This is a genomic window from Pseudomonas sp. A-RE-22, assembly GCF_019956035.1.
GTDB lineage: Bacteria > Pseudomonadota > Gammaproteobacteria > Pseudomonadales > Pseudomonadaceae > Aquipseudomonas > Aquipseudomonas brassicacearum.
On the sequence record NZ_JAHBCZ010000030.1, the window covers coordinates 1 to 14,904 of the forward strand.

The window sequence follows — 14,904 nt, forward strand, 5'->3', positions numbered from 1 at the left end:
GTGTGGGGTTAGGGCCATGGGGTTCCCAGTTTTCTTGATCGTGTGTATATCCGTTTTTTTTGTAACGGCGGCTGGCGGTTCCGCCCTTACGGCGGGTCACTTTTGGAAAGAGCGCCAAAAGTAACCAAAAACGCTCTGCCCCACCACTTGGCACCTCGCCTAGGCTCGGTGTGCCCTCACTCCGGCATTGCTCCGTGGGCCGCCGCGAAGGGCCATCCATGGCCCAGCGCGGCTAACCCGGCATCCATGCCGGGATGCCCACTGCGCAATGCCTGCGTTCGGCCAGCGTGGTTTAACGGGGCGCCCAAGATCAAAAGCAAAAGCAAAGCAAAGCAAAGCCAAAGCGCGGCACATCCAGCATTTACGTAGCTGTGCCACCGCTATCGCGAGCAAGCTCGCTCCCACATTGGATCTTCAGCAGCCACAAAACTCATGTACACCGCTACCCCTTGTGGGAGCGAGCTTGCTCGCGATGGGGCCGGCACATCCAACATCCTCATCGACTGTGACATCGCCTTCGCGAGCAGGCTCGCTCCCACATTGGATCTTCAGCAGCCACAAAACTCATGTACACCGCTACCCCTTGTGGGAGCGAGCTTGCTCGCGATGGGGCCGGCACATCCAACATCACCGCAAACTGACACACCGCTTTCGCGAGCAAGCCCGCTCCCACAGGGGAAACGCGGTCTCACCAAGAACCAGGTCGGCTCTAAGGCCGCCTCGCTTTGGCTTTTGATCTTGATCTGGGGCGCCCCGTTAACCACGATGGCTGAACGCAGGCATTGGTTCGTGGGCAACCCGGCATGGATGCCGGGTTAGCCGCGCTGGGCCATGGATGGCCCTTCGCGGCGGCCCACGAACCAATGCCGGAGTGAAGGCATGCCGAGCCCAGGCGAGGCACCGAGTGGTGGGGCAAAGCGCTTTTGGTTACTTTTGACTGGGCCGGCTTCCGGGCTTTTCCAAAAGTGACCCGCTGTAAGAGCGGAACCGTCAGCCGCCGTTACGCAAAAACGGATATACACACCACCCCAAAAACCAACGCTAAAAAATCAGGACCCGAGCAGCTCAGCCTTGACCAACTTAGCCTGCTCATCCGCATGATACGAAGACCGCACCAACGGCCCCGAAGCCACGTTCTTGAAGCCCATCTTGTACCCTTCCTCAGCAAACCAGGCAAAGGTATCCGGATGCACAAAACGCTGCACCGGCAGGTGACTACGCGAAGGCTGCAGGTACTGGCCCAAGGTCAGCATATCGATGTCATGCTCACGCATGCGCTTCATGACCTCGATGACTTCCTCATCGGTCTCACCCAGGCCCAGCATCAAGCCAGACTTGGTCGGAATGTGCGGCATCATCTGCTTGAAGCGTTGCAGCAAGGTCAACGACCACTGGTAATCCGAACCCGGACGCGCGGCCTTGTACAGGCGCGGTACGGTTTCCAGGTTGTGGTTGAACACATCCGGCGGCTCGGCCGCGGTGATTTCCAGGGCGATGTCCATGCGGCCACGGTAATCGGGCACCAGGGTTTCCAGCTGAACGTTCGGCGACAGCTTGCGGATCTCGCGGATGCAGTCGGCAAAGTGCTGGGCACCGCCGTCACGCAGGTCGTCGCGGTCCACCGAGGTGATGACCACGTACTTGAGCTTCAGGTCGGCGATGGCGATGGCCAGGCTTTCCGGCTCGTTGGTGTCCAATGGCTTCGGACGGCCGTGGCCGACGTCACAGAATGGGCAGCGACGGGTGCAGATGTCGCCCATGATCATGAACGTGGCGGTGCCGCCGGAGAAGCACTCACCCAGGTTCGGGCAGGAGGCTTCTTCGCAGACGCTGTGCAGCTTGTGCTTGCGCAGCAGGGCCTTGATCCGGTCGACTTCCGGGGACACCGGGATGCGCACGCGGATCCAGTCAGGCTTCTTCGGCAATTCGGTGGTCGGAATGATCTTGACCGGGATGCGTGCAACCTTCTCGGCGCCGCGCAGCTTGACGCCGGCCTCTACCTTGGCACGTGGGGCCGGACGCTCGGTGACGTCCTGCGTCGGGATAATGGTTTGCACTGCATCAGTAGTCATATCAGTCGATTCCGCCCGTGAGGGTCGTCTGCTCAGCATAGTCGAGGTGTTTGACGAGCTGCGCGCGCAGCCGGGCACTTACCTCGGCAAATTCAATCGATCCTGCATGCTCGCTCAACTGGGTCATCGCCAGTCCCGCGTAGCCACAGGGATTAATCCGTCGAAATGGCGCAAGGTCCATGTCCACGTTCAGCGCCAGGCCATGAAACGAACAGCCGTGGCGGATTCGCAATCCCAAGGAGGCGATCTTCGCCCCGTCGACATAGACACCCGGCGCATCCGGCTTGGCCGCCGCCGTCACACCGTAGCCGGCCAGCAGCTCGATCAGGCATGTCTCCATGCGGGTGACCAGCTCACGCACGCCAAACCCCAGCTTGCGCACATCCAGCAACAGGTAGGCGACCAATTGGCCAGGGCCATGGTAGGTCACCTGCCCGCCCCGGTCGACCTTCACCACCGGGATATCCCCCGGCAGCAGCAGGTGCTCGGCCTTGCCGGCCTGGCCCTGGGTGAACACCGGCGGGTGTTCCACCAGCCAGACTTCATCGTCGGCGGTGGTGCCGCGTTCGTTGGTGAAGCGTTGCATGGCATGCCAGACCGGCTCGTAAGCCATCGTGCCCAGCTCGCGAAAGCCCAGCGTGCCCGGCATCACAACACCATGTGCACGAAACCGGTCGCGCGCAGCTCGCTGTTGATGTCGTAGAGCTGTTCCTGACCGGTGGCAATGATGTGCAACTGGATCGTCGTGTACTTGCCGTTGGTACTCTGGCGCTCGGCCAGGGTCTTGTGGTCAACGGTGGCATGTTTTTCAAGGATCGCAATGATCCGGTCCTTGAAACCCACGCCGGTGTCGCCGATGACCTTGATCGGATAATCCGCGCAAGGGAATTCGATCTTTGGCGCTTTTACTTCAGAGTCTGTCATGGGGTAACGGCCTCGTAAGCCGTGGTAACGCACATGGCCCCGCTCCGGATGGGAACGAGGCCATGCAGGTCAACACTTCAATCAGTTGAACAAGCCGTAGAAGAATAGACGGATGCTATCCCACATGCGGCGGAAGATACCACCTTCCTCGACCGCGTCCAGAGCGATCAGGTCGGCGCTGTGCACCACTTTGTCGTCCAGTTTGACTTCGACTTTACCGATCACGTCGCCCTTGGCGATGGGAGCGGTCAGTTGCGGGTTCATGGTCATGCTGGCAGCGAGCTTCTTGAGCTGGCCTTTAGGCAAGGTCATGGTCAGGTCCTGGGCCAGGCCGGCCTTCACCTGATTGGTGGTGCCTTTCCAGACCTGGGCCTGGGCCAGTTCGGTGCCCTTCTGGTAGAAGGTCTGGGTTTCGAAGAAGCGGAAACCGTAGGTCAGCAGCTTCTGGGTTTCAGCGGCACGGGCCACTTCGCTGCTGGTGCCGAAGACGACGGCGATCAGGCGCATGCCGTCACGGACAGCCGAGGACACCATGCAGTAGCCAGCCTCGTCGGTATGGCCGGTCTTCAGGCCATCGACGGTCTTGTCGCGCCACAGCAGCAGGTTGCGGTTAGGCTGCTTGATGCCGTTCCAGAAGAATTCCTTCTGGGAGTAGATGGCATAGTGCGCCGGGTCTTCGTGAATGATCGCCCGTGCCAACAGCGCCATGTCGTGAGCCGACGAGTAGTGCTCAGGGTTCGGCAGACCGGTAGGGTTCATGAAGTGGCTGTTGGTCATGCCCAGGTCGGCCACGGTTTTGTTCATCATGTCGGCGAACGCATCTTCGCTGCCGGCGATGTGCTCGGACAGGGCGACGCTGGCGTCGTTGCCGGACTGGATGATGATGCCGTGCAGCAGGTCGCTGACGGTCACTTGCGAACCGACCTTGATGAACATCCGCGAACCGCCGGTACGCCAGGCGTTTTCGCTGACGGTCACCGGATCGTTTTCACCGATCTGGCCACGACGGATTTCCAGGGTGGCGATGTAGGCAGTCATCAGCTTGGTCAGGCTGGCCGGTGGCAGGCGCTGGTCACCGTTGTTCTCTACCAGGACCTCGCCGCTGCTGGCATCCATGAGCACAAAGGATTTGGCGGCCAATTGAGGAGGCGCAGGCATCATCTCGACCGCAAACGCGGCAGGGGAGAGAAGCAGCGGGACTAGCAGGCAAAGGCGTTTGGCAAAGGTGGTGATGTTCATCCGTCTCTCGAAATCGCTAATGGGACTGCCCGAAGGCAAAACTAAACAGGCAGCCTCTTAACGGGCCACCGCGTATTTAAGTTGCTCACTCACTACCCTTGCCGGGCTTTTGTTATTCACGGAGCCAACAACCTGACCCGCTCCAACCGCAAGCGGGCCTCAATCAATTACTCGGCGGTGACCAGGCTCGGCGAACCGAGATTGGCCAGGCGCACACTGTTCTGTACTTGCTGGACTTCACCCGGAGAACCGATCGGCCCCAGGCGAACTCGATGCAGTGTCTGCTGGTTGCGCACGATCGAGCTGATGAACACCGGGGCGCTCACCATCGAGCTGAGCTTCGACCTCAGCAGCTCGGCAGCGTCCGGGTTGGCGAACGCGCCCACTTGCAGAAACTGGCCAGACGCTGTTGCAGAAGCGTTTTTTTTTGCGTCGAGCTGAACGGGCACTACGGCCGCCGCGTGCTGCTGCGGCGGTGGCGTCCACTGCTCGACCGTGCCGGTGGACGCCGTCACGGTCGGCGCGGCATTTTGCGCCACTTTCGGCTCGTTGAGCATCAAAGGCGCCGGACGGCCGCGTTGGGCCCACCATTCCTGCGGGTCGATACCTTCGACCTTGACCCGGGCGGTGCCGATTTCAGCGTAACCAAGTTTTTTCGCCGCCGCATACGACAAGTCGATGATGCGGTCGGAATAGAACGGCCCACGGTCATTGACCCGCAGGATCACGCTCTTGTTGTTGTCCAGGTTGGTCACCCGCACATAGCTGGGCAGCGGCAAGGTCTTGTGGGCCGCGCTCATGCCATACAGGTCATACACTTCGCCGTTGGCGGTGTTCTGGCCATGGAACTTGGTGCCGTACCAGGACGCCGTGCCCGAAGCGACATAGCGCTTGGAGTCGCTCAGCGGGAAATAGGTCTTGCCCAATACCGTGTACGGGTTGGCCTTGTACGGGCCGGTGTGCAGGGTCGGCGTCGCGTCGGGAATGCGCGAGACATCCACGTCCCACCACGGCGCGCCGTCCTTGTGGGCCCGGTTGATGTCCAGGCCCGGCGTCGCGCGCACGGCGGTGGAGTCTTTCTGGGCCGGCGTGCGGCTGGTCGAACAACTGACGACCAACAGCGACAGCGCGGCCAACGCCACGAGCTTGAGGGGCTTGGTTTTCAGGGGTTGATAGGTAGGCAGTGCCCGCATTATTTGACGCCCCGTGCTTTGACCAGCTCTTCAGACAGTTGATATACGGCCATGGCGTACATCACGCTGCGGTTATAACGCGTAATCGCGTAGAAATTCTTCAGGCCCATCCAGTATTCGGGGCCTTGTTCGCCTTCCAGGCGTATCGCGGTGACCGGCATGTCGTCACGCAGCGCATCATGACTCGACCAGCCCAAGGCCCGCAACTCCCCGACGGTTTTCGTCGGCTCGATGCCCTCGGTCAGGCCCTCGTCCACCTGCTCGCCACGCACGTCGGCCCGGCTGACCACCGGCTGGCCGGCTTCCCAGCCGTGGCGCTTGAAATAGCTGGCAACACTGCCGATGGCATCGGTCGGGTTGGTCCAGATATTGATGTGGCCGTCGTCGTCGAAGTCCACCGCGTAAGCGCGAAAACTGCTGGGCATGAATTGCGGCAGGCCCATGGCCCCGGCGTAAGAACCCTTGAGGGTCAGCGGGTCGACCTGCTCTTCGCGGGCCAGCAGCAGGAACTCGCGCAGCTCCTTGCGGAAGAATTCGGCGCGCGGCGGGTAGTCGAAGCCCAGGGTCGACAGCGCGTCGATCACCCGGAAATTCCCGGTGTTACGGCCAAAGAAGGTCTCGACGCCAATGATAGCCACAATGAACTGGGCTGGTACGCCGTATTCCTGCTCGGCACGGGCCAGGGCCGCCTCGTGCTGGCGCCAGAAGTCCACGCCCCGGGCGATACGCGCCTCGGTGATGAACATCGGCCGGTACTCGCTCCACTGCTTGACCCGCTCGGCGGGCCGGGAGATGGCGTCGAGGATCGACTGCTTGCGCTCGGCCTCGCGAAACACCCCCATCAGTTGCTCACCGGCAAAACCGTAGTCGCGGGTCATCTCACCGACGAATTCGGCCACCTGCGGCGAGCCTTCGTATTCGCCGGCCTGGGCATGGGGCGCGCCGCCCAGGAAGCCGACCAGGCCGATCCACGGCGCATATCGCGTCGACCAGCCACGCATTGCTTGCATTGAACTCTTCACCTTATTCAAACCTGCGCGATCCACTTGCGATGCGTATGAATCGACATCAAGACCCCAAACGCTGACAGTAGTGTCACCAGCGAAGTTCCTCCGTAGCTAATGAATGGCAACGGCACCCCCACGACCGGCAACAGGCCACTGACCATACCGATGTTGACGAAAACATAAACAAAAAACGTCATGGTCAGGCTGCCCGCCAGCAACTTGCCGAACAACGTCTGGGCCTGGGCGGTGATCACCAGCCCCCGGCCGATCAGCAGCAAATAGATCAGCAGCAGCACGCAGATGCCCACCAGGCCGAACTCCTCGCCCATCACGGCGATGATGAAGTCGGTGTGGCTTTCCGGCAAAAAGTCCAGGTGCGACTGGGTGCCCATCAGCCAGCCCTTGCCGAACACCCCGCCGGAACCGATGGCGGCCTTGGACTGGATGATGTTCCAGCCGGTGCCCAGCGGATCGCTCTCCGGGTCGAGGAAGGTCAGGATTCGCTGCTTCTGGTAGTCGTGCATCACGAAGTACCACATGGCCACCGACACCGGCACGGCGATGGCAATCACGCTGAGGATCCAGCGCCAGCGCAACCCGCCCATGAACAGCACGAAAGCGCCGCCGGCCAGGATCAGCAGCGAAGTACCCAGGTCCGGCTGGCGCACGATCAGGATGAACGGGATGCCGATCAGCAACAGGCTGATGCACACGTGCTTGAGCTGCGGCGGCAGGGTGCGCTTGGACAGGTACCAGGCGATGGTCGCCGGCATGATGATCTTGAGGAATTCCGAAGGCTGGAAGCGGACCACCCCGGGAATGTTGATCCAGCGGGTGGCGCCCATGGCGTTGTGGCCCATCACGTCCACCACCACCAGCAGGCCCACGCCCACCACATAGGCCAGCGGCACCCAGCGGGCCATGAAACGCGGCTCGAGCTGGGCAATGACGATCATCGACACCAGGCCGATGCCGAACGAGGTGGCCTGCTTGCCCAGCAGGTCCCAGTTCTTGCCACTGGCCGAATACAGCACGAACAGGCTGCCTGCGGCCAGGGTCAGCAGCAGGATCAGCAACGGACCATCGATGTGCATGCGCTGCAACAAGGTCGCACGACGGCGCATCACATCTTCGCTGGAGAGGATCCGGTCGAAATTATTCTTCACGGGCCGTAGCCTCCGCAGTGGTGGGGCTTGCGTATTCAGGCTTGAGCTGGCCGTGCTCGTCCAGCAGCCAGGCGTCCATGATCTGGCGCACCACCGGCGCGGCGACGCCGGAACCCGACTCACCGTTCTCGACCATCACCGACACGACGATCTTCGGGTTGTCGGCCGGCGCGAAGCCGACGAACAAGGCGTGGTCGCGATGGCGTTCCTGGACCTTGGAGCGGTCGTACTTCTCGCCCTGCTTGATGGCGACGACCTGGGCCGTACCGCTCTTGCCGGCAATGCGATAGGGCGAGCCGATGGCCGCCTTGCGGGCGGTGCCCCGGGCGCCGTGCATCACTTGCTGCATGCCGTTGTTGACCTTCTGCCAGTCCGACGGATTGCGCAGGATGATGTCTGGCATCGGGTCCGGGTCCACCGGTTTCTGGCCTTCGATGGTCTTGGCCAGGTGCGGGCGATACCACTTGCCCTTGCTCGCCACCAGCGCCGTGGCCTGGGCCAGCTGCAAGGGCGTGGCCTGCATGTAGCCCTGGCCGATCCCCAGGATCAGGGTTTCGCCGGGGAACCAGGCCTGGCGCCGGGTCACGCGCTTCCATTCCCGGGACGGCATCAAGCCAGGCGACTCTTCGAACATGTCCAGGGAGACCTTCTGGCCGATGCCGAACTTGCCCAGGTAGGACGACAACCGATCGATCCCCAGCTTGTGGGCCAGGTCATAGAAGTAGGTGTCGTTGGAACGCATGATGGCCGTTTCCAGGTCCACATAACCGTCGCCGGTGCGGTTCCAGTTGCGGTACTTGTGGTCGTAGTTGGGCAGCATGTAATAGCCGGGGTCATAGACCCGGCTCGACGCGGTCACCACGCCGGAGTCCAGCCCGGCAATCGCCACGGCCGGCTTGATGGTCGACCCCGGCGGATAGAGGCCGCGCAGCACACGGTTGAACAGTGGCCGATCGATCGAATCGCGCAAATCGGCGTAGGCCCTGAAGCTGATACCGGTGACGAACAGGTTCGGGTCGAAACTCGGCTGGCTGACCATCGCCAGCACCTCGCCGGTGTTCGGATCCAGCGCCACCACGGCACCACGCCGACCGCCCAGCGCCGCTTCGGCGGCCTCTTGCAACTTGATATCCAGGCTCAGGACGATGTCCTTGCCAGGAATCGGGTCGGTGCGCTTGAGCACCCGCAATACGCGGCCGCGGGCGTTGGTTTCGACTTCCTCGTAACCCACCTGGCCATGCAGCTCGGGCTCGTAGAAACGCTCGATGCCGGTCTTGCCGATATGGTGGGTGCCGCTGTAATTGACCGGATCGAGGGTCTTGAGCTCTTTCTCGTTGATCCGCCCCATGTAGCCGACCGAGTGGGCAAAGTGTGGCCCCTGGGGATAATGACGCACCAACTGCGCCACCACCTCGACGCCGGGCAGGCGGAACTGGTTCACGGCGATCAGGGCGATCTGCTCTTCGGTCAGCTCGAACAGGATCGGCACCGGCTCGAACGGACGCCGGCCCTGGCGCATGCGCTTCTCGAAGATCGCCCGGTCCTCGGGCGTCAGTTGCAGCACTTCGACGATCACGTCGAGCACGTGCTGCCAGTCGCCGGAGCGCTCGCGGGTCATGCTCAGGCTGAAGCTGGGCCGGTTATCCGCCACCACCACGCCATTGCGGTCGAAGATCAACCCGCGGGTCGGCGGAATCGGCTGCACATGCACCCGGTTGTTTTCCGACAGGGTCGAGTGGTACTCGTACTGGATCACCTGGAGGAAATACAAGCGCGCAATCAGCACGCCGATCAGCGTCACCACCGTAATAGCGCCGAACACGACGCGGCCCCGCACCAGGCGGGCGTCTTTTTCGTGGTCCTTGATACGGATCGGCTGGGGCATGGGGCAGGATTACTTGTGGTAAGGGTGCCCGGACAGAACTGTCCAGGCACGATACAGCTGTTCGCCGATCAGGATCCGCACCAGCGGGTGTGGCAACGTCAACGGCGACAATGACCAGCGCTGATCGGCCCGGGCACAGACTTCCGGCGCCAGCCCTTCCGGGCCACCGACCATGAAATTGACCGTACGCGAATCCAGCCGCCAGCGATCGAGCTCCACCGCCAGTTGCTCGGTGCTCCAGGGCTTGCCGTGGACTTCGAGGGTGACAATGCGCTCGTTCGGCCCGACCTTGGCCAGCATGGCTTCGCCTTCCTGGCGGATGAAGCGCGCCACGTCGGCGTTCTTGCCACGGGTGTTGAGCGGAATTTCCACCAGTTCCAGGGCCAGCTCGGACGGAAGACGCTTGGCATATTCATGCCAGCCTTCTTCCACCCACTTGGGCATGCGAGAACCGACGGCGATCAGGCGCAGTCGCACAGCGGTCCCTTATTGCTGGTCTTTGTTGAGCTTGGTGAAGTGCTCATGGGGGTTTTCCGGGCTGTGGTGCGCGGCGCTGGCCGAACGGCTCTGCTCGGCACCGGCCCACAGGCGCTCCAGGTCGTAGAACTGGCGCGCCGAGGCGGTCATCATGTGCACGATGACGTCGTCCATATCCAGCAGTACCCAGTCGCTGTCGCCCTTGCCTTCTTCACCCAGCGGCTTGACGCCCTGGGCCTTGACCGCTTCGCGGACCTTGTCCAGCATCGCGCCGATCTGGCGGTTGGAGGTACCGGTGGCGATGATCATGTAGTCCGTGATGCTCTGCTTTTCACGAACGTCGATCACCTGGATGTCCTGGGCCTTGACGTCTTCCAGGGCCGCCACGGCCACCTTGACCAGTTCTTCACCGGCCAGTACGACGCCGGTGTGGGCCTCTACTGGCAACGGGGCGCTTTTGAACGTGCCTTTGCGCTTTACTTTGTTTACGTCTTTGTCAGTCATATAAAACTCGTTTTGCTCGTATGTTCGGGCGCTTCGCTACACGCATTCACGTGCCTTGAAGCACACCTTTTTCAGTTCGACGCACGGTAAAGCCCGTGCGCATCGATGTAGGCCAGGACCGCGTCGGGCACCAGGAAACGTACCGACTTACCGCTGGCCAGCAGTTGACGGATCTGGGTGGCGGATACCGCGAGCGGCGTCTGCCAGACGAATGCAATCTGTCCGCTCGGCCCTTTCAGGGCCAGCGGGTCGCTCACCGAGCGGGCCGCCAGCAGGTTGCGCAAGGCATCCGGCGGCTCGCTGTCGGCATCCGGGCGTTGCAGCACCAGGATGTGGCAATGCTGGAGCAACTCTTCCCAGCGATGCCAAGTGGGCAGGCCGCAAAATGCGTCCCAGCCCAGAAGCAGAAAAACCTGGGCATCAGCGGCCAGTTCGGCGCGCATCAGCTCCAGGGTATCAATGGTGTAGGACGGTTTGTCCCGCTGCAATTCGCGGGCGTCCACCACCAACGGTGCCACACCGGCCACCGCGCACTCGACCATCGCCAGGCGGTCCTGCGCCGACACCTGCGGCGTATCCCGGTGAGGCGGCCGGGCGCTGGGCGTCAGGCGTAGCTCATCGAGGGCCAGGGCGTCGGCGACTTCCAGCGCACCGCGCAAATGGCCGATGTGCACCGGGTCGAACGTGCCGCCCAGGATACCGATGCGCCGGGGCGGGGTTGTCGTCGTCACAGCAGCTGGCGGGTCGAGATCGCCCAAGTCAGACCGACTCCTGTCCGCGCAACTGGCCGTCACCGACCACGATGTACTTCTCGCAGGTCAGGCCTTCGAGGCCCACCGGGCCGCGGGCGTGCAGCTTATCAGTAGAAATGCCGATCTCGGCACCCAATCCGTATTCAAAGCCATCGGCGAAGCAGGTCGGGGTGTTGATCATCACCGACGCCGAATCCACTTCGGCCACGAAGCGCCGGGTTTCCCCCAGGTTTTCACTGACAATGGAGTCGGTGTGGTGCGAACCGTGGCGATTGATGTGCTCGATGGCCTCCTCCAGCCCGTCGACCACACGGATCGACAGGATCGGCGCCAGGTATTCGGTGTCCCAGTCTTCTTCCGTGGCCGCGACGGCCTCGATGATCACCCGGGTGCGCTCGCAACCGCGCAGCTCGACGCCTTTCTCGCGGAACTGGGCAGCCATCGACGGCAGGAAGTCCTTGGCCACGGCCTGGTCCACCAGCAGGGTTTCCATCGCGCCGCAGATACCGTAGCGGTAGGTCTTGGCGTTGAAGGCGATGCGCTGGGCCTTCGGCAACTCGGCGTGGGCGCTGACGTAGACGTGGCAGATGCCGTCCAGGTGCTTGATCACCGGCACGCGGGCGTCACGGCTGACCCGTTCGATCAGGCCCTTGCCGCCACGCGGCACGATGACATCGACGAACTCGGGCATGGTGATCAATGCGCCGACTGCGGCACGGTCAGTGGTTTCCACCACTTGCACCACGGCCGCCGGCAGATCGGCTTCGGCCAGGCCACGCTGGATGCAGGCGGCAATGGCACGGTTGGAATGGATCGCCTCGGAGCCGCCACGCAAGATGGTCGCATTACCCGACTTCAGGCACAGGCTGGCGGCGTCGATGGTCACGTTCGGCCGCGACTCGTAGATGATCCCGACCACGCCCAGGGGCACGCGCATCTTGCCGACCTGGATGCCCGACGGCCGGTAGCTCATGTCGCGGATCGCCCCGACCGGGTCCGGCAGGGCCGCGACCTGGCGCAGACCGACGATCATGCCGTCGATGCGTGCCGGGGTCAGCGCCAGGCGCTCGAGCATGGCCGGTTCCAGACCATTGGCCCGGCCGGCGGCCAGGTCCAGTTCGTTGGCAGCGGACAACTCGGCACGCGCAGCGTCCAGCGCATTGGCGGCGGCCTGCAGGGCGCGGTTTTTCTGCGCGGTGCTGGCCCGGCCGACGATGCGCGACGCTTGGCGAGCGGCGCGACCCAGGCGGGTCATGTAGTCAAGAACGGACTCAGTCATGGTCTGTGTGGTCTTGGCGATGAGGAAAGCGGCAGATTATAGCTGTCGTAACCCTCGACTAACAGCATGGACTCACAGTGGTGACCGGCGGAGGAGCAAAACAGGCGTAAACAGCCGGTTGAAGCGACTGTTCAGCGGTGATTAAGCTTTCCATTGCTATCATCGCGCTTCCTTTGGCCTCACTTCGTTTATCGCCATGACCGATTTGCCATCGCCCAACGCCCTGCCCCACGCCTTTTTCGATCGCGACGCCCAGGTGCTTGCCAAGGACCTGCTGGGCAAAGTCATCCGTCACAAGGTCGGTGACCTGTGGCTCAGCGCGCGGATCATCGAGACCGAGGCGTATTACTTCGCCGAAAAAGGCAGCCACGCCTCGCTGGGCTACACAGAAAAACGTAAGGCTTTGTTTCTGGATGGCGGCCACATTTATATGTACTACGCCCGGGGCGGCGATTCGTTGAACTTCAGCGCCCAGGGCCCCGGCAATGCGGTGCTGATCAAATCGGCGTACCCATGGGTCGACGCCCTTTCCGGGCCGGCGAGCCTGGCGCAGATGCTGCTCAACAACCCCGACGCCCAAGGCCGGCCGCGCACACCGCAGAAACTCTGTGCCGGCCAGACCCTGCTGTGCAAAGCCCTGGGGCTGAAAGTGCCGGACTGGGACGCCAAACGCTTCGACCCCGAGCGCTTGCTGGTGGAAGATGTCGGCGTGCCGACGGTCAATGCGATCCAGACCACTCGCCTGGGCATTCCCCAGGGACGGGACGAGCACCTGCCCTACCGCTTCGTCGATGCCGCCTACGCCCCGTGGTGCACCCGCAACCCTTTGCGGCGCGGACAGGTCGAAGGGCGTGATTATTTTTTGTTGTCCTGATGAAATATCGCCCCCCTATGGGAGCGGGCTTGTGGGAGCAAGGCTTGCCCGCGATGCAGGCGACACGGATCAACAGTAAGGTCGCGTCATCGTTCGTCGCGAGCAAGCGTTGCCCCCAAAAGCGCTCCCCACAGTAAAAACTGCATGCCAATCAATATTCAATGGAGTTGTATTTATGGGCCCATGGCTCGATAGCATCACCGGTTGGTTGACCGTCAACCCGCAATGGCTGGCGGTGGCGGTGTTCATCGTCGCCTGCGTGGAGTGCCTGGCCATCGCCGGCCTGATCGTGCCGGGTACCGTGCTGTTGTTTGCCATCGCCGTGCTGGCCGGCAGCGGCGCGCTGTCCTTGGGCGAGACGTTGCTGCTGGGCCTGCTCGGCGGCTTGCTGGGGGACCTGGTGTCGTACTTCCTCGGCCGGCATTTCCACCAGAACATCCGGCGCCTGCCGGGGCTGCGGCATCACCCGGAATGGATGAGCGCGGCGGAAAACTATTTCCAGCGCTACGGCATCGCCAGCCTGCTGGTGGGCCGTTTCATCGGCCCGCTACGGCCCATGTTGCCGATGGTGGCCGGGATGTGCGACATGCCGTTCCCGCGTTTCGCCGCCGTCAGCGTGTTGGCTGCGGCAGGCTGGACCGTGGCGTACCTGCTACCGGGCTGGGCCACCGGGGCGGCGTTTCGCCTGCCGCTGCCTGAAGGTTTCTGGCCACAGGCCGGCGTGGTCATCGGCAGTATCGCGGTGATGATCGGGCTGAGCGTCAACAGCAGCCTGCGCCGTCATCGCCATGCCACGGCGCTGATCGCAGGCCTCGGCCTGGTGATCCTGATCGGCCTGTTCATCGGCTTTCGCTACCTGACGGCGTTCGACCAGGGCTTGATGGCCCTGGTCCAGGAGCATCGCAGCCCGACGCTGGATGAAATCGCCGTGACCTTCACGCTGATCGGCGAATTCCGCTACATGCTGATTGTCTGCAGCCTGTTGACCGCGTTATTGCTGTTGGCACGGCAATGGCGGCAGGCGATCTTTGCCGGTGGCACGATGCTGCTCACCTCCCTGGCCAATACCGGTAGCAAACACTTCTTTTCCCGTGTGCGCCCGGAAATCCTCACCGACCCGCTGACCAGCTACAGCATGCCCAGCGGCCACTCCTCCGGGGCATTCGCGCTGTTCCTGACCCTCGCCGTCCTGGCCGGTCGCGGCCAACCGCCACGCCTGCGCCTGACCTGGCTGCTGCTGGGCTGCCTGCCAGCGCTGGCCATCGCCCTGTCGCGGGTTTACCTGGGGGCGCACTGGCCGAGCGACATCGTCGCCGGGGCGATGCTCGCCGCCAGCATCTGTGCGGCCGCCCTGTGGTTGAGCCAGCGCCAGAGCCCGCTACCGGCCATGCCGCCGAAAGTCTGGTGGCTGATCCTGCCGGCGCTGGTGGCGGTGTTCAGCTTCTTCGCGCTGCGGCACCTGCCGCATGCGATGTTGCGGTATGCCTATTGAACACACTATCTGTGGGCACTGGAGATCCCATGTGGGAGCG

The 14,904-nt window shown here is 62.8% G+C and carries 14 protein-coding genes; 2 read left to right on the top strand and 12 right to left on the bottom strand.

Translation table 11 applies throughout. The features are described 5' to 3' along the window. Nucleotides 1-1,049: 1,049 nt before the first annotated feature. The 12 genes from lipA to KGA89_RS15765 form a co-directional block, all read right to left on the bottom strand. Entirely contained in the window at nucleotides 1,050-2,072 is a 1,023-nt protein-coding gene (lipA, locus tag KGA89_RS15710; RefSeq protein WP_003205886.1) for a lipoyl synthase, read from the bottom strand. Between the two features lies 1 nt (nucleotide 2,073). Next, entirely contained in the window at nucleotides 2,074-2,721 is a 648-nt protein-coding gene (gene lipB, locus KGA89_RS15715) for a lipoyl(octanoyl) transferase LipB (protein ID WP_223471998.1), read from the bottom strand. Beyond that, entirely contained in the window at nucleotides 2,721-2,996 is a 276-nt protein-coding gene (locus tag KGA89_RS15720) for a DUF493 domain-containing protein (protein WP_003185772.1), read from the bottom strand. The genes lipB and KGA89_RS15720 overlap by 1 nt, the downstream gene beginning before the upstream one ends. Nucleotides 2,997-3,077: 81 nt before the next feature. Next, a complete protein-coding gene (locus KGA89_RS15725) occupies nucleotides 3,078-4,235 on the bottom strand; it encodes a D-alanyl-D-alanine carboxypeptidase family protein (protein WP_003205888.1) in 1,158 nt (385 codons plus the stop codon). A 167-nt stretch (nucleotides 4,236-4,402) separates the two neighbouring features. Beyond that, complete coding sequence (locus tag KGA89_RS15730) at nucleotides 4,403-5,428, bottom strand: septal ring lytic transglycosylase RlpA family protein (protein ID WP_003205889.1); 1,026 nt, start codon at nucleotides 5,426-5,428, stop codon at nucleotides 4,403-4,405. Beyond that, entirely contained in the window at nucleotides 5,428-6,438 is a 1,011-nt protein-coding gene (mltB, locus tag KGA89_RS15735; RefSeq protein WP_063324228.1) for a lytic murein transglycosylase B, read from the bottom strand. Before mltB ends, KGA89_RS15730 begins: the two co-directional genes overlap by 1 nt. 17 nt (nucleotides 6,439-6,455) lie before the next feature. Beyond that, nucleotides 6,456-7,559 (bottom strand): rod shape-determining protein RodA, encoded by a 1,104-nt coding sequence (rodA, locus tag KGA89_RS15740; RefSeq protein ID WP_043042958.1) that lies wholly within the window; start codon nucleotides 7,557-7,559, stop codon nucleotides 6,456-6,458. A 31-nt stretch (nucleotides 7,560-7,590) separates the two neighbouring features. After that, the gene (mrdA, locus tag KGA89_RS15745; RefSeq protein WP_223471999.1) at nucleotides 7,591-9,486 is read right to left on the bottom strand and encodes a penicillin-binding protein 2; all 1,896 of its coding nucleotides are present in this window, start codon (nucleotides 9,484-9,486) and stop codon (nucleotides 7,591-7,593) included. 9 nt (nucleotides 9,487-9,495) lie between these two features. Further along, a complete protein-coding gene (gene rlmH, locus KGA89_RS15750) occupies nucleotides 9,496-9,963 on the bottom strand; it encodes a 23S rRNA (pseudouridine(1915)-N(3))-methyltransferase RlmH (protein WP_003185785.1) in 468 nt (155 codons plus the stop codon). Between the two features lie 9 nt (nucleotides 9,964-9,972). Then, complete coding sequence (gene rsfS, locus KGA89_RS15755) at nucleotides 9,973-10,467, bottom strand: ribosome silencing factor (RefSeq protein WP_003205895.1); 495 nt, start codon at nucleotides 10,465-10,467, stop codon at nucleotides 9,973-9,975. Between the two features lie 71 nt (nucleotides 10,468-10,538). Beyond that, the gene (gene nadD / locus KGA89_RS15760) at nucleotides 10,539-11,225 is read right to left on the bottom strand and encodes a nicotinate-nucleotide adenylyltransferase (protein ID WP_014340380.1); all 687 of its coding nucleotides are present in this window, start codon (nucleotides 11,223-11,225) and stop codon (nucleotides 10,539-10,541) included. A 1-nt stretch (nucleotide 11,226) separates the two neighbouring features. Then, nucleotides 11,227-12,498 (bottom strand): glutamate-5-semialdehyde dehydrogenase, encoded by a 1,272-nt coding sequence (locus KGA89_RS15765; protein ID WP_223472000.1) that lies wholly within the window; start codon nucleotides 12,496-12,498, stop codon nucleotides 11,227-11,229. Between the two features lie 196 nt (nucleotides 12,499-12,694). On the opposite strand from KGA89_RS15765, the gene KGA89_RS15770 reads away from it, so the two are divergent. Together KGA89_RS15770 and KGA89_RS15775 are read left to right on the top strand one after the other, a co-directional pair. Beyond that, the gene (locus tag KGA89_RS15770) at nucleotides 12,695-13,372 is read left to right on the top strand and encodes a DNA-3-methyladenine glycosylase (RefSeq protein ID WP_003205899.1); all 678 of its coding nucleotides are present in this window, start codon (nucleotides 12,695-12,697) and stop codon (nucleotides 13,370-13,372) included. A gap of 175 nt (nucleotides 13,373-13,547) precedes the next feature. Beyond that, complete coding sequence (locus KGA89_RS15775; RefSeq protein WP_223472001.1) at nucleotides 13,548-14,864, top strand: bifunctional DedA family/phosphatase PAP2 family protein; 1,317 nt, start codon at nucleotides 13,548-13,550, stop codon at nucleotides 14,862-14,864. Nucleotides 14,865-14,904: the final 40 nt, after the last annotated feature.